Source organism: Alteromonas sp. DYW1 (genome assembly GCF_059752595.1).
In genome coordinates, this window is sequence record NZ_CM186038.1 from 1,182,501 (window position 1) to 1,204,857 (window position 22,357).

General features: G+C 46.7%; 19 protein-coding genes and 2 rRNA genes (1 of these 21 running past the window's edge). 17 read left to right on the top strand and 4 right to left on the bottom strand.

All coding sequences use genetic code 11. From position 1 onward, the window contains the following. The 15 genes from AC121Z_RS05280 to AC121Z_RS05350 all read left to right on the top strand — a co-directional run. Nucleotides 1-2,039, top strand: a 23S ribosomal RNA gene (locus AC121Z_RS05280) (it extends 829 nt beyond the left edge of the window). Between the two features lie 200 nt (nucleotides 2,040-2,239). Next, a 5S ribosomal RNA gene (gene rrf / locus AC121Z_RS05285) occupies nucleotides 2,240-2,355 on the top strand. 373 nt (nucleotides 2,356-2,728) lie between these two features. After that, on the top strand, nucleotides 2,729-5,851 hold the full coding sequence (locus tag AC121Z_RS05290) for an efflux RND transporter permease subunit (RefSeq protein ID WP_498127244.1): 3,123 nt from the start codon (nucleotides 2,729-2,731) through the stop codon (nucleotides 5,849-5,851). Nucleotides 5,852-5,868: 17 nt separating this feature from the next. After that, nucleotides 5,869-6,954: an efflux RND transporter periplasmic adaptor subunit gene (locus AC121Z_RS05295; protein ID WP_498127245.1), complete on the top strand. Its 1,086-nt coding sequence runs from the start codon at nucleotides 5,869-5,871 to the stop codon at nucleotides 6,952-6,954. 150 nt (nucleotides 6,955-7,104) lie between these two features. Further along, complete coding sequence (locus tag AC121Z_RS05300) at nucleotides 7,105-7,635, top strand: HvfA family oxazolone/thioamide-modified RiPP metallophore (RefSeq protein WP_498127246.1); 531 nt, start codon at nucleotides 7,105-7,107, stop codon at nucleotides 7,633-7,635. 84 nt (nucleotides 7,636-7,719) lie between these two features. Then, nucleotides 7,720-8,562: an HvfB family MNIO-type RiPP peptide maturase gene (locus tag AC121Z_RS05305; RefSeq protein ID WP_498127247.1), complete on the top strand. Its 843-nt coding sequence runs from the start codon at nucleotides 7,720-7,722 to the stop codon at nucleotides 8,560-8,562. After that, nucleotides 8,559-9,308: an HvfC family RiPP maturation protein gene (locus tag AC121Z_RS05310; RefSeq protein WP_498127248.1), complete on the top strand. Its 750-nt coding sequence runs from the start codon at nucleotides 8,559-8,561 to the stop codon at nucleotides 9,306-9,308. The genes AC121Z_RS05305 and AC121Z_RS05310 overlap by 4 nt, the downstream gene beginning before the upstream one ends. Nucleotides 9,309-9,400: 92 nt before the next feature. Next, nucleotides 9,401-9,529: a hypothetical protein gene (locus AC121Z_RS05315; RefSeq protein WP_498127249.1), complete on the top strand. Its 129-nt coding sequence runs from the start codon at nucleotides 9,401-9,403 to the stop codon at nucleotides 9,527-9,529. An 8-nt stretch (nucleotides 9,530-9,537) separates the two neighbouring features. Beyond that, on the top strand, nucleotides 9,538-10,074 hold the full coding sequence (gene apt / locus AC121Z_RS05320) for an adenine phosphoribosyltransferase (RefSeq protein ID WP_498127250.1): 537 nt from the start codon (nucleotides 9,538-9,540) through the stop codon (nucleotides 10,072-10,074). A 6-nt stretch (nucleotides 10,075-10,080) separates the two neighbouring features. After that, on the top strand, nucleotides 10,081-12,330 hold the full coding sequence (dnaX, locus tag AC121Z_RS05325; protein WP_498127251.1) for a DNA polymerase III subunit gamma/tau: 2,250 nt from the start codon (nucleotides 10,081-10,083) through the stop codon (nucleotides 12,328-12,330). Between the two features lie 14 nt (nucleotides 12,331-12,344). Then, nucleotides 12,345-12,671 (top strand): YbaB/EbfC family nucleoid-associated protein, encoded by a 327-nt coding sequence (locus tag AC121Z_RS05330; RefSeq protein WP_498127252.1) that lies wholly within the window; start codon nucleotides 12,345-12,347, stop codon nucleotides 12,669-12,671. 12 nt (nucleotides 12,672-12,683) lie between these two features. Next, entirely contained in the window at nucleotides 12,684-13,289 is a 606-nt protein-coding gene (gene recR, locus AC121Z_RS05335) for a recombination mediator RecR (RefSeq protein WP_498127253.1), read from the top strand. Nucleotides 13,290-13,416: 127 nt separating this feature from the next. Next, the gene (gene htpG / locus AC121Z_RS05340; RefSeq protein WP_498127254.1) at nucleotides 13,417-15,339 is read left to right on the top strand and encodes a molecular chaperone HtpG; all 1,923 of its coding nucleotides are present in this window, start codon (nucleotides 13,417-13,419) and stop codon (nucleotides 15,337-15,339) included. A 275-nt stretch (nucleotides 15,340-15,614) separates the two neighbouring features. Then, nucleotides 15,615-16,259, top strand: a complete 645-nt coding sequence (adk, locus tag AC121Z_RS05345; protein WP_498127255.1) for an adenylate kinase — start codon at nucleotides 15,615-15,617, stop codon at nucleotides 16,257-16,259. Nucleotides 16,260-16,273: 14 nt separating this feature from the next. Further along, the gene (locus tag AC121Z_RS05350) at nucleotides 16,274-16,663 is read left to right on the top strand and encodes an MAPEG family protein (protein WP_498128155.1); all 390 of its coding nucleotides are present in this window, start codon (nucleotides 16,274-16,276) and stop codon (nucleotides 16,661-16,663) included. Between the two features lie 69 nt (nucleotides 16,664-16,732). On the opposite strand, the gene AC121Z_RS05355 is transcribed toward AC121Z_RS05350, so the two are convergent. Continuing rightward, a complete protein-coding gene (locus AC121Z_RS05355) occupies nucleotides 16,733-17,170 on the bottom strand; it encodes an Hsp20 family protein (RefSeq protein WP_498127256.1) in 438 nt (145 codons plus the stop codon). A gap of 284 nt (nucleotides 17,171-17,454) precedes the next feature. Between AC121Z_RS05355 and AC121Z_RS05360 the strand changes: the two genes are divergently transcribed. Further along, nucleotides 17,455-17,709 carry a hypothetical protein gene (locus AC121Z_RS05360; RefSeq protein WP_498127257.1) on the top strand — a complete coding sequence of 85 codons (255 nt, stop codon included), beginning with the start codon at nucleotides 17,455-17,457 and terminating at the stop codon, nucleotides 17,707-17,709. Between the two features lie 150 nt (nucleotides 17,710-17,859). Here the strand turns inward: AC121Z_RS05360 and lepB are convergent, their stop codons facing one another. Next, the gene (lepB, locus tag AC121Z_RS05365; protein ID WP_498127258.1) at nucleotides 17,860-18,495 is read right to left on the bottom strand and encodes a signal peptidase I; all 636 of its coding nucleotides are present in this window, start codon (nucleotides 18,493-18,495) and stop codon (nucleotides 17,860-17,862) included. A gap of 109 nt (nucleotides 18,496-18,604) precedes the next feature. Between lepB and AC121Z_RS05370 the strand changes: the two genes are divergently transcribed. Continuing rightward, nucleotides 18,605-18,988 (top strand): hypothetical protein, encoded by a 384-nt coding sequence (locus AC121Z_RS05370; RefSeq protein ID WP_498127259.1) that lies wholly within the window; start codon nucleotides 18,605-18,607, stop codon nucleotides 18,986-18,988. Nucleotides 18,989-19,256: 268 nt separating this feature from the next. On the opposite strand, the gene AC121Z_RS05375 is transcribed toward AC121Z_RS05370, so the two are convergent. Both AC121Z_RS05375 and AC121Z_RS05380 read right to left on the bottom strand, forming a co-directional pair. Beyond that, nucleotides 19,257-20,873: a hypothetical protein gene (locus AC121Z_RS05375; RefSeq protein WP_498127260.1), complete on the bottom strand. Its 1,617-nt coding sequence runs from the start codon at nucleotides 20,871-20,873 to the stop codon at nucleotides 19,257-19,259. 98 nt (nucleotides 20,874-20,971) lie between these two features. Next, nucleotides 20,972-22,276 (bottom strand): tetratricopeptide repeat protein, encoded by a 1,305-nt coding sequence (locus tag AC121Z_RS05380; RefSeq protein ID WP_498127261.1) that lies wholly within the window; start codon nucleotides 22,274-22,276, stop codon nucleotides 20,972-20,974. Nucleotides 22,277-22,357 lie beyond the last annotated feature (81 nt).

Genomic DNA, 22,357 nt, shown 5'->3' on the forward strand with positions numbered 1-22,357 from the left:
ATTGGGGGTAGAGCACTGTTAAGGCTAGGGGGTCATCCCGACTTACCAACCCTTTGCAAACTCCGAATACCAATGAGAACTATCCGGGAGACACACGGCGGGTGCTAACGTCCGTCGTGGAGAGGGAAACAACCCAGACCGCCAGCTAAGGTCCCAAAATATTGCTAAGTGGGAAACGATGTGGGAAGGCTAAGACAGCTAGGAGGTTGGCTTAGAAGCAGCCACCCTTTAAAGAAAGCGTAATAGCTCACTAGTCGAGTCGGCCTGCGCGGAAGATGTAACGGGGCTAAGCAATATACCGAAGCTGCGGCAGCGTACTTGTACGCTGGGTAGGGGAGCGTTGTGTAAGTGGATGAAGGTGTGTTGAGAAGCATGCTGGACATATCACAAGTGCGAATGCTGACATGAGTAACGATAATGGGGGTGAAAAACCCCCACGCCGGAAGACCAAGGTTTCCTGTCCCATGCTAATCAGGGCAGGGTAAGTCGGCCCCTAAGGCGAGGCAGAAATGCGTAGTCGATGGGAAACGGGTTAATATTCCCGTACTTATATAATCAGTGATGGGGGGACGGAGAAGGCTAGGCCATCGTGGCGTTGGTTGTCCACGTGAAAGTGAGTAGGCTGGAAACTTAGGTAAATCCGGGTTTCTAAGGCCGAGACACGAGACGAGTCACTACGGTGATGAAGTGGTTGATGCCCTGCTTCCAGGAAAAGCCTCTAAGCTTATGATTATATGAACCGTACCCCAAACCGACACAGGTGGTCAGGTAGAGAATACTAAGGCGCTTGAGAGAACTCGGGTGAAGGAACTCGGCAAAATAGTACCGTAACTTCGGGAGAAGGTACGCCCCTGTTAGTGAAGGACTTGCTCCGTAAGCTGATGGGGGTCGCAGTGACCAGGTGGCTGGGACTGTTTATTAAAAACACAGCACTGTGCTAAATCGAAAGATGACGTATACGGTGTGACACCTGCCCGGTGCCGGAAGGTTAATTGATGGGGTTAGCGTAAGCGAAGCTCTTGATCGAAGCCCCGGTAAACGGCGGCCGTAACTATAACGGTCCTAAGGTAGCGAAATTCCTTGTCGGGTAAGTTCCGACCTGCACGAATGGTGTAACCATGGCCACGCTGTCTCCACCCGAGACTCAGTGAAATTGAAATTGCTGTGAAGATGCAGTGTACCCGCACCTAGACGGAAAGACCCCGTGAACCTTTACTACAGCTTGGCACTGAACATTGACCCTACATGTGTAGGATAGGTGGGAGGCTTTGAAGCGTTGTCGCCAGATGACGTGGAGCCGTCCTTGAAATACCACCCTTGTATGTTTGATGTTCTAACATTGCTCCGTTATCCGGAGTGTGGACAGTGTCTGGTGGGTAGTTTGACTGGGGCGGTCTCCTCCCAAATAGTAACGGAGGAGCACGAAGGTTAGCTAATCACGGTCGGACATCGTGAGGTTAGTGCAATGGCATAAGCTAGCTTAACTGCGAGACAGACACGTCGAGCAGGTACGAAAGTAGGTCATAGTGATCCGGTGGTTCTGAATGGAAGGGCCATCGCTCAACGGATAAAAGGTACTCCGGGGATAACAGGCTGATACCGCCCAAGAGTTCATATCGACGGCGGTGTTTGGCACCTCGATGTCGGCTCATCACATCCTGGGGCTGAAGTCGGTCCCAAGGGTATGGCTGTTCGCCATTTAAAGTGGTACGCGAGCTGGGTTTAGAACGTCGTGAGACAGTTCGGTCCCTATCTGGTGTGGGCGTTGGATGATTGAGGGGAGCTGCTCCTAGTACGAGAGGACCGGAGTGGACGAACCGCTGGTGTTCGGGTTGTTTTGCCAAAGGCATTGCCCGGTAGCTACGTTCGGAACGGATAACCGCTGAAAGCATCTAAGCGGGAAGCCGGCCCCAAGATGAGTCATCCCTGGACGTAAGTCCTGGAAGGGTTGTTATAGACGATGACGTTGATAGGCAGGGTGTGGAAGCGTTGTAAGGCGTTAAGCTAACCTGTACTAATTGCCCGAGAGGCTTAACCATACAACACCTAATGTGTTTGTGGTGACAATCGTAAGACCATATAAAACGCGCTCTTAGATTAAAGATATCAGTGATTCCGAATAGTTAAGATTTAAGTAAGGCTGACTTGGCATACTCCTCGAGAGTACTGTGAGTCCTCCTTGCGCAAATGTCACGATGAAAGCTTCGCAATCATCATGAATTTGCACCAACAGTTTATGTCTGGCGACAATAGCGACGTGGTACCACCTGAATCCATTCCGAACTCAGAAGTGAAACACGTTAGCGGCGATGGTAGTGTGGGGTTTCCCCATGTGAGAGTAGCACATCGCCAGACTCCTATTTAAATAAAAAAGCCCTTCTCGAAAGAGAAGGGCTTTTTTATTGGTTCAAACAAATGCTGCGCCAGTTCCACATACGCGGGAACCACCTAACGCTCGCTATAGGTTCATCATTGTAACGCTCTCTAAAACTGTTAAGCCGATCAAATACCTTACATGCTGACGCGGATATGCGTTGCAATCCGTTGTGCGACGAAGCGTTGAATCTACTGCTGATTGCGCCCAATAAACGCAGCGCAGACACACTCTGAAACAACTACATAGCCCTACTGTCGTTGGGCTTATTAAATGATCCATTTGTAGTTTTAAACTTTTTCGATATTTTTAGCGACCTATAGTTAACGCACATTTCATCGTTGGGATCGTCCCATGGATATAACGCGAGCAGCTATAAAAAATGCTTCAGGTGTCGCGATTGTCGTTGCGATACTGAGTTTAATTGGCGCATACAGTCTATTTAAATTACCTATTCAATTGTTTCCTGATATCGAACGGCCGAGAATTTCTATTCAAACTTTTTGGCGAGCTGCGTCGCCGCAGGAAATTGAATCAGAAATCCTTGAACCACAAGAAGAGGTGCTGCAAGGGATCCCAGGGTTGCACAGCATGTCAGCCTGGGCTAATCAAGGAAATGCATGGATCAACCTAGAATTCGACTTAAATACTGATATGCAACAAACGTTGATCGATGTGATCAGCCGTATGAATCGGATCCCACCATTACCCAGAGATGCGTTGTCACCCAATATTATGCTCGGCGGCTGGGGCGGTGGTCAGCCCGCTTTAACGTATTTCTTTTTACAGCGTTTACCCGGAAATGAGGGCAGCATAGATAGCTATTTGACGTATTTTGAGGATGAAATACGGCCAGAATTAGAGGCGATTCCAGGAGTTTCGCGTGCACGTATGGAAAGCGGGATTGGCGGCCCACAAGAATTCCAAATTGTATTTGACCCGTTTCTTGCCGCCCAGCTAGGGATCGATCTAACCAATATCACGCGCATGCTTGGCTCCTCGAATGATGTGTCTGGTGGTTTTGTCGACGTGGGCAGAAGACGTTACACGTTGCGGTTTGAAGGGCGCTACACACCCAACGAAATGGGGCAGATGATTCTTGAATGGCGAGATGGGCGTCCGGTTACTCTCGCCGATATCGCGGAAATTAGAATTCAACGAGCAGACGGTTCTAATTACAGTATTCAAAATGGTAATCCAGCGATTTCTATACGCATTGATCGTGAAAATGATGCAAATGTACTTACCACGCTAGAAGCGGTTAAAAGCAAAGTCGCTGAAATCAACGCTACTATGCTCAACCCACAGCAACTCACCATGGTTCAGTCATTCGATGCGTCGGTATTCATATACCGCGCGGTTAATCTGGTGACCAGTAACTTATTTATTGGCGTCTTGTTAGCTATCGGGATCTTATGGTGGTTTATGCGTCAAATTCGCGCCACATTGATCGTTGCGCTGACTATTCCCATTTCACTGTTAAGTACGTTTATTGTGCTTCAGATCACCGGCCGTTCACTCAATGTCATTTCACTGGCTGGCTTGGCATTTGCCGTTGGCATGGTACTCGATGCTGCCATTGTTGTGTTGGAAAATATTGTAAGGCAGCGCAGCAAGGGGCATGACTCGCAAGATGCGGCAGCAATTGCTACAAGTCAGGTTTTTGGGGCGTTGATGGCTTCTACTGCAACCACGGTCGCGATCTTTATCCCGGTGATGTTCTTAAGTGATGTAGAGGGTCAACTGTTCGCTGATCTGGCCCTAACCATTGCAATAGCCGTAACGATATCCTTTGTGATTGCGGTTACGGTTTTACCCGTCATTGCCCAACGCTTTCTGAACCAAGCATTGCCAGAAGATAAGCATACCAAAACCTGGCAGCGTCTTGCAGCAGGGATCATGCGGTTGTCGTCTAGTAACCCTAAGCGCCTCGCCGTAGCCACACTGTTAATGGGCGTACCTTTGTTCGCTACGATTATGTTGATCCCCAAACTTGATTATCTTCCGCCGGTAAAACGAGACGCGGTTGACGCGTTCTTTAATTTTCCTGCCGGTGCTAGTGAGGCGTTTGTTGAAGAAGAAGTCATGTCATTAGTGGTAGAGCGACTCCAACCTTATATGGATGGACTCAAGGAGCCGGCGCTTAAAAACTATTACATAATCGTTTGGGGTAATGGGGGAACTATCGGTGTTCGAGCGAAAGATCAGTCGCAAGTAAAAGCGTTAGAAACCCTAATGCGCGATGAAATTCTGAAGGACTTACCCGATACTCAAGCATTTGCTATGCAGGGTAATTTATTTGGCGGGTTCGGCAATGGACGCTCAATCGACTTACGGTTACAGGCAACGGACCAAGATGGTCTTGCTATCGCAGCTCAACGCGGCATGGACCTGTTACGCGAGGCCTTTCCGGGCGCCAATGTGCGCGCCAATCCCGCGTTGGAGCAGGCTGAACCTGAGCTGCAATTTTATCCGAATGACGCCCGCATGATGGAAGTCGGCTTTGATCGGGCCCAAGTCGCTAGCTTAGTCCGCGCCATGGGAGATGGGGTTTATGTGGGTGAATATTTCGATGGTATTAAGCGCATGAATATTATTCTGCGTTCGCAAGACTGGGCAACGCCAGAAGCACTTGCAACAACGCCCTTAATGACGCCCAGTGGTCAGGTCGTACCCTTAGGTGAACTCGTTAGCATTGAGCGCGCGGTCGGGCCAAGTCAGATCCAGCGGATTGAACGGAAACGGACGCTCACGCTGAGTTTAAACCCACCCGAAGACATGACACTTGAAGAAGCCATGGCCATTATCACTGCGGAAGTAGAACCTGCACTCTTGGCGTCGATGCCCACAGATGGCCATATTGCCTATGGTGGTAGTGCCGATAGCTTGAAACAAGCAGTAACAACCATGAGCCAAAACTTTCTGTTTGCAATGGGTTTGTTATTAGTCTTGATGGCAGGGTTGTTTCGCTCCTTAAAAGACAGTGTATTGGTGGTCTTGGCGATACCATTGGCTACGGTCGGCGGTGTTATTGCAATTCGGCTTTTGAATTTAGTTTCATTCCAACCGCTGGATCTTCTCACTATGATAGGGTTCATCATTTTGCTCGGTCTCGTGGTTAATAATGCCATATTACTGGTACACCAAACCCGCTGTGGTGAACGTGAAGGATTGTCGCGTCGTGAAGCCGTGCATCAGTCATTACTGCTCCGCCTGCGACCGATTTTTATGAGCACCTTAACGTCAATTTTTGGCATGTTGCCATTACTGCTAATGCCAGGTGCTGGAAGTGTAATTTATCGCGGTCTGGCAGCCGTTATTGTAGGCGGTATGTTAGTCAGTACATTGTTTACCCTGGTCCTGCTTCCCACCTTGTTGCAATTAGATTTCTCGCTATTTAAGCGACGGTTTAACTCCGTGCAGGCTGCAGGCAGTGCGCAATCAATAAAATTGAATAAATTAGAAGACAAACTTTAAAACAAAGGACATTGACGATGAATTATTTAACTCAGTCTGTTGCCGTACTCGGACTATTAACGGCCTCAATGTCGAGTGGTGTTTTGGCCTTACAAGATCCAGCAGAGGCATCTCTGGTGCACGTAGAACAAGTAAAATCTGAATCGATAGTAGAGCATGTTTGGATGCCGGGAAGTGTGATGAGTCGGATTGACGCAAACCTAGCTGCCGAGGTGCCAGGTCGGATCCAATGGATGGCAGATGTGGGGGATATTATTGCCGCGGGTGAGGTTATTGCTAAGCTTGATGACAAACGTTTGCAATTACTCAAAGGGCAGCACGAAGTCGCGATGGACAAATGGCAAGCGCGTGTGGAGCTGCTGATGCGCAAAGTTGCGCGATTTACCCAAATGGCAGCATTAAACAATACGTCAAAGGATCAATTGGACGATATCAGTATTGAGCTTGAGATGGCTAAACAAGAGTTGAATCAGTCCCGTTACGATAGAGATCTTATTCAATATCAAATCGATCAAAGTCAGTTGCGAGCGCCCTTTACCGCTATGGTTGTCGAACGCATTCAAACACCAGGTGAATATACCTCGACAGGACAAACCTTATTACGTGTGGTAGACACCCAAAATATTGAGGTGGTTGTGCGGGCTCCTTTAACTACGCTACCGTATCTAAATGCTGGGACTCAAGTGGCAATCGAGCAACGTAATCAGCAATCTCACCATCCGATTAGAGCAATTGTGCCAGTTGGTGATGAACAATCACGATTAATGGAGGTAAGAATCGCGCTGGAGGCTGATTCGTTTGCGATTGGTAGTGCCGTACGCGTCGCTCTGCCGCACAGTACTGCGCATGAAGGTTTAACCGTACCGCGTGATGCACTGGTATTGCGTAAATCAGGTACATTTATTTTCCAAGTGGATGATGAAAATCAAGCTCGGAGAATTCCGGTAGAGACAGGGGTAGGACAATATAACCGGATAGAAGTGTTTGGCGACATAAGTGATGCATTACCTGTCGTTGTGCGTGGCGCTGAACGCTTACGCGAAGGGCAAAAAGTACGATTTGAAGAAACCGCAGAGATTTTGACGGCTGGTACATCCAGTTGACAGTTTGAAATAAAAAAAGTGTTTATTTATTAATGTGTTAGTTACTAACGTTGATTTTTTTTAAAAAAATGAAATGATTAACTGATAACGAAGGTCTTAATTAGCAAGTGCGTTTACAGCACGATGACTCACAAACTACAGGAAGAATTTATGAAACAGGTTAAAAAAACGACTATTGCTACTGCGTTAGGCGCTGTTGTTATTGGCTCACTAAGTACCGTGAGTCTGCAGGCCAATGCTTCGCCGTTTGGAGCGCAGCAGTTAGAATCAGGCTATATGACTTTTGCCGCTGAAGGTAAATGCGGTGAAGGCAAGTGTGGCGGTGACAAAGCTAAAAAAGAAGCCGAAGGTAAGTGTGGTGAAGGCAAATGCGGCGGCGACAAGGCTAAGAAAGAAGGCAAGTGTGGCGAAGGCAAATGCGGTGGCGATAAAGCCAAGCATGAAGGCAAGTGTGGCGAAGGCAAATGCGGTGGCGATAAAGCTAAGAAAGAAGGTAAATGCGGAGAAGGCAAATGTGGTGGCGACAAAGCCAAGCATGAAGGTAAGTGCGGAGAAGGCAAATGTGGCGGCGACAAAGCCAAGAAAGAAGGCAAGTGCGGAGAAGGTAAATGTGGCGGCGACAAAGCTAAGAAAGCCAAAGAAGGTAAATGTGGCGAAGGCAAGTGTGGTGGCCAAGCATAAGCAAGCGAGAATCGCTTAAAGTGAAAAGGCCGGTACAATACCGGCTTTTTTATCACCATTTAGGCATAGAATAATGAGGCAGATATGACAAGTCTGAGCGGTGCAGGTTTAGGATTACGACGCGAGATGCTAGATGATGTGATTGCTAGTCCCGAGCTTGATGTCGACTTTTGGGAAGTTGCACCCGAAAACTGGATGAGTTTTGGTGGTCAATACCAGCGTCAACTCAAGGCACTTACCGCTAAAAACAGGTTTACAACCCACGGCCTATCTCTCTCTATTGGCAGCTCTGATCCGTTAGATATCAATTTTGTTAAACAAATAAAAAATTTTCTGGCTGAACACAGTATTGACTATTACAGCGAGCATCTGAGTTACTGTTCGCATCAGGGGCATATGTACGACCTAATGCCAATCCCGTTTTCGGCGGATGCGATTGATCATGTGGTCAGTCGAATTGTTCAGGTACAGGACATCTTGCAACGGCCATTGATATTAGAAAATGTTTCTTACTATGCCGCGCCAGGCCAAGAAATGTCAGAGGTCGAGTTTACGCAGCAAGTACTCCAGCGCTCTGGCTGTGAGCTTCTCTTGGACGTTAATAATGTGTTTGTAAACGCGATCAATCATGGTTACTCAGCACGCGATTTTATATCGGCAATGCCAACAGGGAAAATAGTCTATGGTCATATCGCTGGTCATTATGATGAAGCGGATGACTTAAAAGTGGATACCCATGGCGCAGACGTTAAACCTGAGGTTTGGGAGTTGTTGCGTTTCGCTTATCAAACACATGGAGTTTTCCCAACGTTACTGGAGCGTGACTTTAATATACCCAGTATGGATGCGTTGATGCTTGAGGTGAGTACGATCAAAAGCATTCAAGCAGAATTCAGTGATACTTCGCGCACAAGTCAACGAGCATGAAATCGTTTACTGAAATTCAACAGACATTCACCGCACATATTCGCGACCCGGAAAAACATGCATTTGACGGCGGGATCGACGATCGCAGAATGGCTATCTATCGGGAGCTTTTTTTTAATAATATTCTGGGCTTTTTAGACAGTGGCTTTCCGGTTTTGAAATCATTGTATAAAGAAGATGATTGGTTAAGCCTTGCGCGTAAGTTTTTCAGCCATCATCATTGTCGTTCGCCGCTATTTGTCGACATCAGTAAAGAATTCGTTGAGTATCTTGCCAATGAATATACACAAACCCAGTCTGATCCTAACTTTCTAGCAGAATTAGCGCATTATGAGTGGTTAGAATTAGATGTCTCGGTACGCAAAGGCGACTTGCCACAGCAACCCGCTAAAGCCATACATGCTGGTACCGAGCTGCATATGTCAGCGTTAGCCTCATTGGTTAGTTATCAGTATCCGGTACATCAAATTGGCCCAGATTTTCAACCGGAAGCACCCGCAGACCAAGTATTTCTCTTAGTTTATCGTAATGCACACGATCAAGTAGAATTCATACTGTTGAATCAGGTGACAGCAGTATTACTTCACTTATTGGAACAGTCAGGCGGAACGAGCGTTCAGGATCTAGTCGATGCTTTGGCACCACAATTACCTGAGATGACGTCACACCAATTACTCAAAGCCACCATTGATATCCTTAATGATTTTTCCGACAAGCGGGTTGTAGGGCAGTATTCGACGCAATAATCGCTGGAACAACGTCGATTTTCGCTGTCATTTTTGCGTTCATTACAGTACCATTTGCGGCTGTTTTATTTGTCAACTAAATGGTATCGCAAATGGCTGATCATTCTGAGTTTAAAGAAGTTTTCAACTGGTGGTATTTTCTTGCTGCGGTCGGTACTCTCGTCGCTTTGCCCTTAATGCATGTCATTTTGGGGTGGATTGTGTTTTTCTTTAGCCGTTAAGACTTGTTGTGACTACTGAATATATAAAATCTGTTGTAAAGACTATTCCTGATTATCCCAAACCAGGGATCCAGTTCCGTGATGTGACCAGCGTCCTGGAAGATCACAAGGCCTTTTCTAGCTGTTTAGCGTTAATGGTCGAGCATTTCGCTCCGATGAATTTCGATAAAGTAGCTGGAACTGAAGCGCGTGGTTTTCTATTTGGGGCTCCCTTGGCAATTGAACTTGGGATTGGTTTTATACCGGTCCGTAAACCGGGGAAATTGCCGCGTGACGTTATAGCAGAAAGCTATGAACTAGAGTACGGTATGGATACTTTGGAAATGCACAAAGACGCGGTCAAGCCGGGTGAGCGGGTCTTGATGATCGATGATTTGCTGGCTACTGGCGGCACGATGCTGGCAACAGCGAAACTGATCAAACAGTTGGGCGGTATCGTCGAGCATGCGGGGTTTGTTATTTCATTACCAGATATTGGCGGAGAAAAGCGTCTTGCTGAGCATGGAATAACGTCGTTTACATTGTGTGAATTTGAAGGCGAATAACGGGTAATGAGCTATCAGGTTCTAGCGCGTAAATGGCGACCACAAGTGTTTTCCCAATTAGTCGGGCAAGAACATGTGGTTTCCGCAATTTCCAATGCGCTAGACAACAACCGCTTGCATCACGCGTATTTATTTACCGGAACACGTGGAGTTGGAAAAACCACAATTGCACGTATTTTTGCTAAGAGTTTGAATTGTGAGACCGGGCAGAGCTCTAACCCTTGTGGTCAATGCAATACCTGTCAAGATATCGAGCAAGGCCGGTTTGTCGATTTGTTGGAAATTGATGCAGCGTCGCGGACTAAAGTCGAAGATACTCGCGAGTTGTTGGACAACGTGCAATACCGCCCCACCCGAGGCGAGTACAAGGTTTACTTGATAGACGAAGTCCACATGCTATCAAAGCACAGCTTCAATGCATTGTTAAAAACCCTTGAAGAACCGCCCCCGCACGTTAAGTTCTTACTCGCCACCACGGATCCGCAAAAGCTGCCAGTGACCATTTTATCAAGGTGCTTGCAGTTCAACTTAAAAGCCCTATCGCGAGAGCAGATAAGCCAACAGCTTGAACATGTATTGACGCAAGAAGCTATCAGCTTTGAATCTACTGCCATCGCGTTAATTGCTCGTGCAGCGCAAGGGAGTATGCGTGATGCGTTGAGTTTAACCGATCAAGCCATCGCTCAAGGGAATAACTCCGTTACCCAGCAAACGGTAGTATCTATGTTGGGCTTGCTTGATCGCAACCATGTTTTGCGCTTAGCCCAAAGTTTGGCAAACCATGACGTCGATGTGGTGATGGAACTGGTCGAAGAACTTAGTCAGCACGCACCCGATTATGCGCAAATCTTGCATGAACTAAACGCGACCCTACATCAGGTAGCGCTAACCCAGATCGTGCCAGACGCCTGTCGTTTAGAGACGAATCACGCCAAGGTCATTTATCAGTTAGCAAAAGGTTTCACGCCTGAGCATGTGCAGTTACTTTATCAAATTGGCGTTGATGGACTCCGTACTTTAAATTATGCACCTGATCCACGAACGGGTGTAGAAATGATCCTAATGCGCATGCTGGCATTTGCGCCTAAAGCTCCCCTTGCGGCGATTGAAGGGATTATTCAAAACCCGCCACAAATTGCTGTGCCGGAGACTGTGCAAGCGCACGATAGCGCAGCGATATCTGAGCCAGACAGTTTTTCAGGTAGTGTACAATCGGATGATAAGGATGAGCCGGTCGCCGATATTCAATCGCCTGCAAGTAAAGATGAGCTTCCGGTGGATGATGGTCACGATGAATTACTCGCTCAGCAAGCTGCTATCCAAGCACAAGCTGAGCAATATCGCGAAGCTGAGGCTGCAGAGTCAGCAACCGCTCAGTCCGAAGAAGAAGCTAACCTTGCGCGCACCAAAGCCATGCTGGAGATGCAGCAGCGCATGTCACAAATGTCGCCTACTGAGGTGGCAGCACCAGTAAAAAAGTCCGTTGAGGCCGAGGCGCAGGTTGAGTTAGCGCAAAACATTACGCCTTCAACTAGCCAACCGTTGCTGACACCAGATACAACCGATACTCGCGAAAGCAATGCGCCTGGGGCGCAGACATCGGCAGTGGCGTCCAATGAATCGGTATCTGATGATAGGGATGGTATTCCTGCCGAACAGCAGCCGCCCTTCGATTTAGCAGAAGATAACCCGTCGGGTGAACATGACGGCTTAACTCAGACGCCAATGAATGAGTATGTGGATTCTACACAAACTCTTGCGACTAATTCCTCTGTAGCAAGCACAACAACGCAGTCTCAATTACAGCCAGAACAGTCAATTAACTCAGAGAATATTCCCCTATCTCCAAAGCTACCGGATGGCACTAAATTGGTGATGGCGAGTCAGTTGGACTATTGGGCTGAGCTGATTAGCAAGGCACAGTTGGCGGGGTTGGCCAAGCAGGTAGCCATTCATTCCGCGTATCGAAAATCTGATGGAGTGGTTGAGCTCGAATTGGATCCAGCACAAGAACATTTATTGAATGATGGGCTAAAACAACATTTGCAACTCGCGCTGGCTAATGCGCTAGGTGAAAACGTCACGTTGCGAGTGAATATTGCCGAGTCGGCATCTACACCTTACAAGCTACAGCAGAGAATAGACGCGATGCGACAGGCATATGCTGAGCAGATTGTGCAGAGTGATGAAGGTATTCAGTATTTAATCAAAACATTTAACGGCAACGTACTAGAAGACAGTATTAAGCCGCAGTAATTTAGGAGTGGTACATGTTTAAAGGTGGTATGGGTAATATCATGAAGCAAGCGCAGCAGATGCAGGAAAAAATGCAAAAGGCGCAGGAAGAGCTTCAATCCATCGAAGTTATTGGTGAGTCAGGTGCGGGTATGGTCAAAGTGACTATGACCTGCAATCACAATGTACGTCGCGTTGAGGTTGATCCCTCGCTCATGGATGATGATAAAGAGATGCTCGAAGACTTAGTCGCTGCTGCTATCAATGATGCAGTGCGTCGGGTGCAAAGCACCACGCAAGAAAAAATGTCTTCGATTACCGGTGGGATGCAGATGCCACCGGGTTTTAAGATGCCGTTTTAAGGCCGATTAGCGATGCCGGCGCAATTTAGCCCATTGCTCAATGAATTAATCGACGCTCTGCGCGTGCTGCCCAGTGTCGGCGCAAAAAGTGCGCAGCGCATGGCGTTTAGTCTTCTAGAGCGTAATCGCGACGGAGCGTTGCGCTTGAGTCAAGTGCTGCACGATGCGATGGAGCACATAAGTCACTGTCAACAGTGCCGTACATTTACCGAGCAAGAACGCTGCGATATCTGTGCCCATCCAACGCGGGGCAGTGCCGACACTATTTGTATTGTGGAAGCTCCGCAAGATGTCTTCGCGATTGAGCAAACAGCCCAGTTTGATGGTCGCTACTTTGTTCTTATGGGGCATTTGTCGCCACTTGATGGGATTGGTCCCGAGGATATCGGACTGGATGAGTTAGCTCAGCAACTTGATGCAGGTGGGATCAAGGAGTTAATCCTTGCCACGAACCCCACGGTAGAGGGGGAGGCAACAGCACATTACATTGCAGAGATGTGTCGTAAGCGGCTTATTGCTGCATCCCGCATCGCTCATGGAGTGCCGGTCGGTGGCGAGTTGGAATATATTGACGGAAATACACTTGGGCATGCACTGAGTGGCAGAAAAACCCTGTAAAAACAGCAAAAAGCATTTTCATACCTTGAATTTTTAAAACAAGACCTTACCTCTGGCAATGTTATTAGAGGCTTTGCCAGAGATACCTTCTGGCGTTGTAATTGCACGTTAAAGGAGAAGAGGTCTTATGTCGCAGGCGACACACCAAGAGACTCATGGTTTTCAAACTGAAGTAAAACAGTTACTACAGTTGATGATCCATTCACTGTATTCCAATAAAGAAATTTTCCTCAGAGAACTTGTATCTAACGCTGCTGATGCGGCGGACAAGTTACGCTTTAAAGCGTTATCCGATGACAAACTGTACGAAGATGACGGCGACCTGAATGTTAAACTCAGTGTCGATAAAGAGGCTGGAACCATCACTATCAGTGACAACGGTATTGGTATGACGCGTGATGAAGTCATTGAGAACCTTGGCACTATCGCTAAGTCAGGCACTAAAGACTTCTTTAGTCAGTTGACCGGCGATCAGGCCAAAGATTCTAAGTTGATTGGTCAGTTTGGGGTTGGTTTCTACTCTGCATTCATCGTCGCAGACAAGGTTGTTGTGCGTACTCGCAAAGCCGGAGTCGAGGCATCCCAAGGTGTCGAGTGGACATCTGCCGGTGAAGGTGAGTTTACAATTGCCGATATCGAAAAGCCGACACGCGGAACAGAAATCGTACTGCATGTGCGTGAAGATGAAAAAGAGTATGTCGACAATTGGAAATTACGCTCAATCGTTGGCAAATATTCCGATCACATCAGCATTCCAGTACTGATGTGGAAAGAACCGGTTGATGAACGCGATGGCCCTGATGGTGAAAAAATCCCAGCTCAACCCGGCGAATGGGAAGCGGTTAACAAAGCGACTGCACTGTGGACACGCGATAAATCTGAAGTGTCAGACGAGGAATATAAAGAGTTTTACAAGCACGTTTCGCACGACTTTGCTGACCCGTTGAGCTGGTCTCATAATCGAGTGGAAGGGAAAACAGAATATACCAGTCTGTTATACATCCCGAGTAAAGCCCCTTTTGACTTATGGAATCGTGAACATAAACATGGTTTGAAGCTGTACGTGCAGCGCGTTTTCATTATGGATGACGCTGAGCAATTTATGCCAACTTACCTGCGTTTCGTGAAGGGCTTATTGGATAGCAATGATCTGCCATTAAACGTGTCGCGCGAGATCCTGCAAGACAATAAGGTGTCGCAAGCGCTGCGTCAGGGTTGTACTAAACGTGTGCTGCAAATGCTAGAGCGCATGGCCAAGAATAATCCAGAAGACTACCAAGTATTCTGGGGCGAATTTGGTAACGTGTTGAAAGAGGGCCCGGCAGAAGACTTTGCGAATCGAGAGAAAATTGCCGGCCTATTGCGCTTTGCGTCAACGCACAATGATTCCAATGAGCAAACCGTTTCTTTGGACGACTACATTGAGCGAATGAAGGACGGTCAGGATAAGATTTACTATGTAACTGCAGATAGCTATCAAGCTGCTAAAAACAGTCCACATTTAGAAATCTTCCGTAAGAAAGGCATTGAAGTGCTGCTTCTGTCTGAGCGCATTGACGAATGGTTGATGTCGCACTTAAACGAGTATAAAGAAAAATCAATTCAATCAATTGCGCGCGGTGATGTTGATTTATCCAAGCTAGATGACGAAGAAAGCAAGAAAGCCCAAGAAGAAGCGGAAAAGCAAGTCGAAGGCGTAACCGAGCGGCTAAAAACCGCGCTGGGTGAGAAGGTCATGGAGGTGAAATATACCCATCGTCTTACTGACTCTCCGGCGGTGATTGTGGCTGATGATAATGGCATGACTACGCAAATGATGAAGTTAATGCAAGCTGCAGGGCAGCCTGTGCCAGAGGTGAAATATCACTTTGAGATTAACCCTGAGCATCAATTGATTAAACATGTTGCCGATATTCAAGATGAAGCAACATTTAAGCAGTGGGCTGAAGTACTTTATGATCAAGCTGCGCTCTCTGAGCAAGGCAGTTTAGAAGATCCATCTTCATTTGTACGCAAATTAAACAGTTTATTAATGAGCTTATCAAAATAAGCCTATTTTGTTTGATTAATGTGAGAAAAAGCGAGCTTTATAGCTCGCTTTTTTATATCTCTAATGAAAGTTTAACTTCTATTTATAACCGCCTGAATTTTAGCGTTAATTATTGTGAGTTTAGATTATTTGAAACCTTTTGGAGCGAGCGGTGTTTGGATTTCCATACGCTTTTGGTCTAATGCGTATGGATAATCCTTGGCTTTGCCTTGTCAGCCTTGAGCTGAATGTGTAAAGTGCTGGCAGAAAATAAAAATTAGCGGAGAGTACGCAGCATGCGGATCATTCTTTTGGGCGCGCCAGGCGCCGGCAAAGGAACACAAGCCCAGTTTTTGATGGGGCGATACAATATACCTCAAATCAGCACCGGAGATATGCTTCGAGCAGCGATCAAGGCTGGCACAGAACTCGGTATCGCGGCAAAGAAAGTCATGGATGCCGGTCAGCTTGTCTCTGATGATATTATCATCGGTTTAGTGAAAGAACGTGTCGCTCAGTCAGATTGTGAGAACGGCTTTTTACTCGATGGTTTTCCTCGCACTATCCCACAAGCTGAGGCAATGGAAGTCGGCGGTATTGTGGTAGATCACGTTATTGAATTTGATGTGCCTGACGACGTAATTGTTGATCGTATGAGTGGGCGCCGTGTGCATCCTGCGTCGGGGCGAGTTTATCATGTCGACTACAACCCCCCTCAAGTGGCAGGCAAAGACGATGCTACCGGTGAAGACCTTATTATTCGTGATGATGATAAAGAAGATACGGTACGCAAGCGCCTTGGTGTGTATCATGAGCAAACCAAACCGTTGGTCGATTTTTATCAAACAGCCGCGTCAGCTGGAAAATGCCACTACCACAAAATTGATGGGACCCAGGCTGTTAGTGCAGTTAGTCAGCAGCTAGCTGAACTGTTAGGTTAATTGCAATGCAATCATTGAGCGTCGAGATTACCGGGTTTTACGCGAGTTTGCTCGCTATCTGCTACCTGTATTTGTCGATTTTGGTGGTTAAGGCTCGGCGTGCCTCGCGGGTGAGTCTAGGCGATGGCGGAGATACCGCCTTACAACGCTTATCACGCGCACATGGCAACTTCGCTGAGTACGTGCCAATCACCTTGATCTTGGCGCTTTGCGTTGAATTGAATACTGACTTCAATTTAATCGTCCATATCGCTTGTGCGGCATTATTGTTTGGTCGCTTGACCCACGCGTATGGTTTACGTCATCACATAGGTGCAAGTTGGCAGCGGATCGTTGGTATGCTGTTAACCTTTGGTGCGATTTTGTTACTCAGTATTTGTAATTTGATGTGGTTGCATTTCTAACTGCAAAGCAATGAAAAACGGCGCCTTACGGCGCCGTTTTCAGTTAACAGGGAGAATATTTACACTCGATTATTTGTTTTCGAGTAATTGACTGCCTATTTCGATTTTACGTGGTTTCTTCGCTTCTGGGATCACACGTTCAAGATCGATGTGTAGCAAGCCATTCTCCATATCGGCAGAGAGCACTTTGACGTGGTCGCCAAGTTGGAATTTACGCTCGAAGTTACGCTCAGAAATGCCTTTGTGTAAAAACTTGCGCTCTTCATCCTTGCTTTCTTTGCTGCCAGTAACGGTCATTGAGTTTTCTTGAACCTCAATGGATACGTCGTTTTTACTAAAACCGGCAACAGCCATTGTAATTCGGTATTTATCATCGCCGACAAGCTCAATATTGTATGGTGGATAGGCGCTCTGTTTTTCGGCGCGGGTCGCGGCGTCGACGAGTGAAGCTAAATGGTCAGAACCAATAAATGAACGGTAAAGTGGAGATAGATCGATAGTACGCATAGTCATATCCTCAAAATAAAGCAATATGTTAGTTAATATGCCCCGATTATTCGGCGGCGGTTGTGTCGACCTCTGTTGAGCATCGACAATACATATGTAGGAACGCTCGAATGTTTTTCAAGAATAAATATTGAAATTATTTTTATCCTATTGATTTTAATTGTTTTATTTTAGTTAAAAATATCAAAACCCTGGTTCGGCGACAGTTTGTTTTTATTCACATTGGCACCGGTTTAAGTTTTGCTAGCGTTGGACGATATAGTATCTGAGAGAGAGGGTACATTATGAATTATCAACGTTATTTTTCAGGCTATGAATTACTTCCTAAGCAACACTTGGTCAGCGGTGAGGGGCTAAGTAAGCAATACCGCGGACGTGAATTCCACGACAGTGTTGTCAGTGGCTTTAATCAATTAACCGAAAGATTCAACTGGGCACGTTCGCGCGCAGAACAAGAGTTGTTATTAGATAAGCGACAGCAGTTTATGCTTAGTGCTATTCGTAAAATGGCCAGTCAGTCAGCTAGATTAGCGGCTTAATCGCGCGATAATATTGGACGCTTATCGCAGTTGAGAGAAGGCTTTGGCATCTCAACTGCGGCAATTGATTTCAGTCATTTCATTCGACAAATTTAATATTTTTTTGTCCTACGCAGTTCTATCAACGCAACATTTACGTTTAGTTTAAAGCTATATCAACTTCTCAAACCACCGGTCCGAACGCGGAATATAGTAGTTCTCGATGTCTAGCGAGGTAATAACCAGTGTTGCCTTGCCACTGATTTCCTCCAATGGGACAAAACCATAGACGCGTGAATCGGCACTATGATTGCGATTGTCGCCGAGTACTAAATAGTGTCCCTCCGGCACCGTAACAACCGGGAAACTTGCCAATTCGGTGCGTGCTGAGCTCAAGCGTAAGGCATGCGGGTGGCCGGTTAACTGCTCGAGGCGATCATCTCCGTCACCCAACTGAGCTTGGATCTCACCATTGATCACTAATTGATTGTTGACCATGGCCACTTGGTCGCCGGGTAATCCGATGATACGTTTTATTAAACGCTCGTTTGCGGCACTGGATTCAAAGGTAACGATATCGCCGCGCTGAGGTGTGGCGATTTGCATGATAGGAATATCAGAGAACGGAATGTCCAAACGGTAGGCCATTTTTTCAACAAATACTCGATCGCCTTCAACAATTGTTGGCAACATAGAGCCGGACGGCACGTGGTACCAATCAGCAATACTGCTGCGGCAAGCAAATAAAAGCACGAGAAAAATCAAAAACCCATTATTTTGGCGGAAAAATGTTTTAAGCCCAGTCATTGAACTCTCCTTTGTCAGACCCAACTTAATCTAAACCCGAACGCGAGTATTACCAGCGCTAAACTGTAAAGGATTGTTACGTGTTGCGGTGTGCACTAGGAAACTGAGGATGAATGACATAATCAAATTTAGTACCGCGATTTTATTAGTACTTGGACTCTGTAGCTGTTTTGACTTAGCGCACAAAGCGACGCCCGAGAAATTAACTTGGATAGTAAATTCAGATCCTGTGCTGGATGCAGAACAAGCGATTGAACAAAAGGATCTACGATTTATTGCTGTGCATAATCATCACCTGAAAATGCCGCTAAATATTAATAACTGCTGGGTAACAATGGTTGGTTATCGCACCTTAAGCAATGAGTCTTTCGAGTATGGTAGTTACGACTATCAGCGTTTCGGTGCACTCGCTCAGCTTTACGCGAATTGGTATAACAACAGAATTTTATTATATCTTCAGGACAATACAAAGACCGAATGTGAGGCCAATTAATTGAGCAGAAATTAGCGCTAATTATCTGTAGTAGCTCATATTTAATCTGACACTTTTTTATTCTGGATTCGACCTAAGCGTACAGATCATCGGATCTGCAATGAGCGAAAACCTGACCGTCACTTCCGCGAAGGCGGTAGTCTGCTGAAGACAAAAACCGGACCTTGGAGCAATGAATATTCCATATCAAACGGCAGTAGACTTAAAGCAAATAATAAAAATGGTCAGAGCTGAAAAATAAAAAAGGCTCTGACCCGTTTTGAACATTCTAGCCGCTGAAGCAGTTTTGACGTGTTCCATATTTCGTTGTTTCGACATTGTAACAGCGCAATTCGGAAACTTTATTATTAGACGGCTTCCAGTTCAGTAGCTTATCGTATGCGGCATTTATTTCTGCTCGGCGTGCGGCTTCCCGGCGATTAGCGGCATTCCACTGTGCCTCTTGTCTGGCCTTTTCACGCATGACCTGATTGTAATTTCGCTCCCAAGTCTTGCGAGCCAGCGGCAGCACATCTGGTGGGATCGCAGCACACAATGCACTATCTGGTGCTCCCCAACGTCCAAAAACGCGAGCGAGGCCTACAAAATCCAATTGAGCCTGATTGAAAGCATTCCAATCATGGGCTATGTTGCGTGAATACCATATTGCCGCCTGACAGTTGCCGCCTTGGACATAGCTCTCTGAAAAGGTCTGATTGCGCCACATCCAACGTTCAACAAATGCTCTCCAGTCCTTGGAGTTGAATATACTCGGCTTGGTGTTCCGGAATTCCTCCTCGGCACCATAGGCTTCGAATAGTTGCGGGTCTTGTGAGGCTACCCAGTCCCCCAGTTCTTGCGGCATAGCCGGACACGTCTGCCCGGCGGCCTGGGTCTTCTCGAACTCAAGCGCCCAGCTAATGCCAGTATCAGGCACCGGATCTACAATAAAACTCATATTGTCTCGGTTAATACCACCAAACACATAAGAATATGCGATCTGGCAACCGTCCAGCGTGCCGAAGCGCTCATAGTCGTTTCTTGACATAAGACGTTCACGTTTTGACTTGCGTAAATAGGCTTCTTCACGCGCTTTAGCTTCTGCCGCAGCTTTAGCGGCAGCAGCTTCCTCCGCTTTGCGAGCAGCAATCTGTACCGGGTCTTCGAGTGCTGCATACCCATTGTCGTCATAATATTGCATCAGCGATGGAATCAGCTCGACCGGAGCAAAGCCGCAGCGTGTCGGAGCGCCATCGGGTTTGTCATAAAATCGATTAACTAAAAAGTAGGCGAGAACACCCCATTCTTTATATTTAGCGAGCTGTGCGTCAGTCAGACTTGGTGCTTCGTTACGATATCTTTCGCCTGACCACCACATCGTTTGTCCGGCGCGATAACATATGTCTACGGGAAGGTCCGTTTCTGTAAGCCCCAGCTCATCGAGATAGATGCCCTCGCCAGCAGATCCGAAACAATCCCCAACAACAGCCATTGCGTTACGTATAGCGCTTTTGGGAGGCGGATTTTTAAAATAATCTTTCCAAAGGCCATTTTTAGGCACTTCGTGTGTATCAAGTTCATTTGCGATATCATGATTTAGCGGTATCCCGCACTCCCGCTCCCCATTAAAGCAAGCAGCAAATTGTCGTCGATTAGTATAAGGGAGCTCGTTAAGGATCTGGTCGCCACTGATATGCCATTTGAGGATCATAGTCGCCATCGTATGATCTTGGAAAATCCAGGTTTTTGTACCATCTTTTCGATACTTTGGATTGTAATAAGTCTCGTGGACCATACATTGTTTGTTTTGCTCGTACGGTGTCCAACCGCGAACAACAGTTTGCGCTATGGTGCTCGATGAAAACAATGTCATAATGCTTAAAACAAACAAAAACTTCTTAATCATATTAATTTCTTAACTATTGTTAATCAGAACAGGAATTATCCACATCGAAGTGGTGAATAATTCTGAATGAGGTCTTTAATATTGGGGGACATTACCGCTTAATTCCTACATACACTGGCGCTGGTATTACTACCGGCCATTGTACAATGTGCATAACGGTATTTTTCGCGGGTTTCGGCTGATATTTGGGCGGCACTGGGTATTGCAATAGCGCTTGGTGAAGACGATGATGAGGAAGGCGAAGGTAACGTACTGCCATAGGCTTCCTGCCATCTGGCGCTGGCTGCGCCGGCAGTGTTAGTGCCTTCACCAAATGTGCCTTCCAGCCAGGTCCCGCGGGCTGACATTTCGGCATTGGCGGCACTGCGAACCGGGCCTGATGAGAACCATGAGGCTATAACGTATAAATCATTGGTGTTAACCTGACCCATAGCACCGGCGTGACTTGTGGCCATAACGGCCCGTTCAAGATGCGCTTGTGAACGTAACTGATGAATTGCAGCATAGACAGCTTGCCCATACTGTCCCTGGGCCAAAGCACTGTTTATAATCGCATCATTGCGCGCTTTTTGTTCTTCGTAGGCCACTTTTTCGTCGTAATATTTGCGCCATTTTTTTGCATACTCACAGGCGCTTTCGTGACCCAGTTCACAAGCTTTCTTTAGGTAATGGGTTGTTAATTTATCTTCTTCTATCTGCCAGTAAATACTCCCCACATTATAGCAGCTGGCTTTAGACGAATAGCTATCACAGCTAAGCTTGGAGTAAATTAACGCTTTTTCGGCATCAAAGCCGGGTGACTCGGGATTGGCGTAGTAAAGCTCTGCGGCATGACAACCGAGAGCATCATTGTATTTTCGGCAGGTAAACTCGCCAAACCAGGCGGCTTTTTCCTTATCAATTAACTCGGGATGTTTACCCTGGCTGCCATCGTATGCGCGGTATAGCCCCCAAAAGCAGGCTTTTTCATTGCCAATGACACAGGCATTTTTAACCACCAGCATGCCCTTAGCCGGGTTGTAAACGGGTGATTTTTCATTGCTACGGTAATAAAACGCATTGTCGCAGCCCTGTTTTACACCTAATGCACAAGCATTTTCAAAATTGACGGTCGCCAGTTCAATATTTGCGGGCAGGTTACCACCGCCACCTTTTGCAATCATCGCAGCGTTCATACAGCTATTGGATAAACCCATTTCGCAGGCTTTGCTAAAAAACGAGACGGCTTTCTTAATATCCTGAGGAATACCAGCACCGTCGTAGTAATCGAGCGCGGTATTAAAGCAGGCGTCTGGGCTGCCTTTCATACAGGCTTGTTCAGAGGTTGATGTTTGAGACAGCGCGCAAAAGTGGGTAAATAGCGAGAGCAGAACAACGTACTTCAGTCCTTGAATATATTTCATAACGATACTCCGTGTTAATTTTTTGCATACTAAGTGTAGTTCGGTTTTTGTTCAATATGTTTGTGTTATTTTCGAACAAAT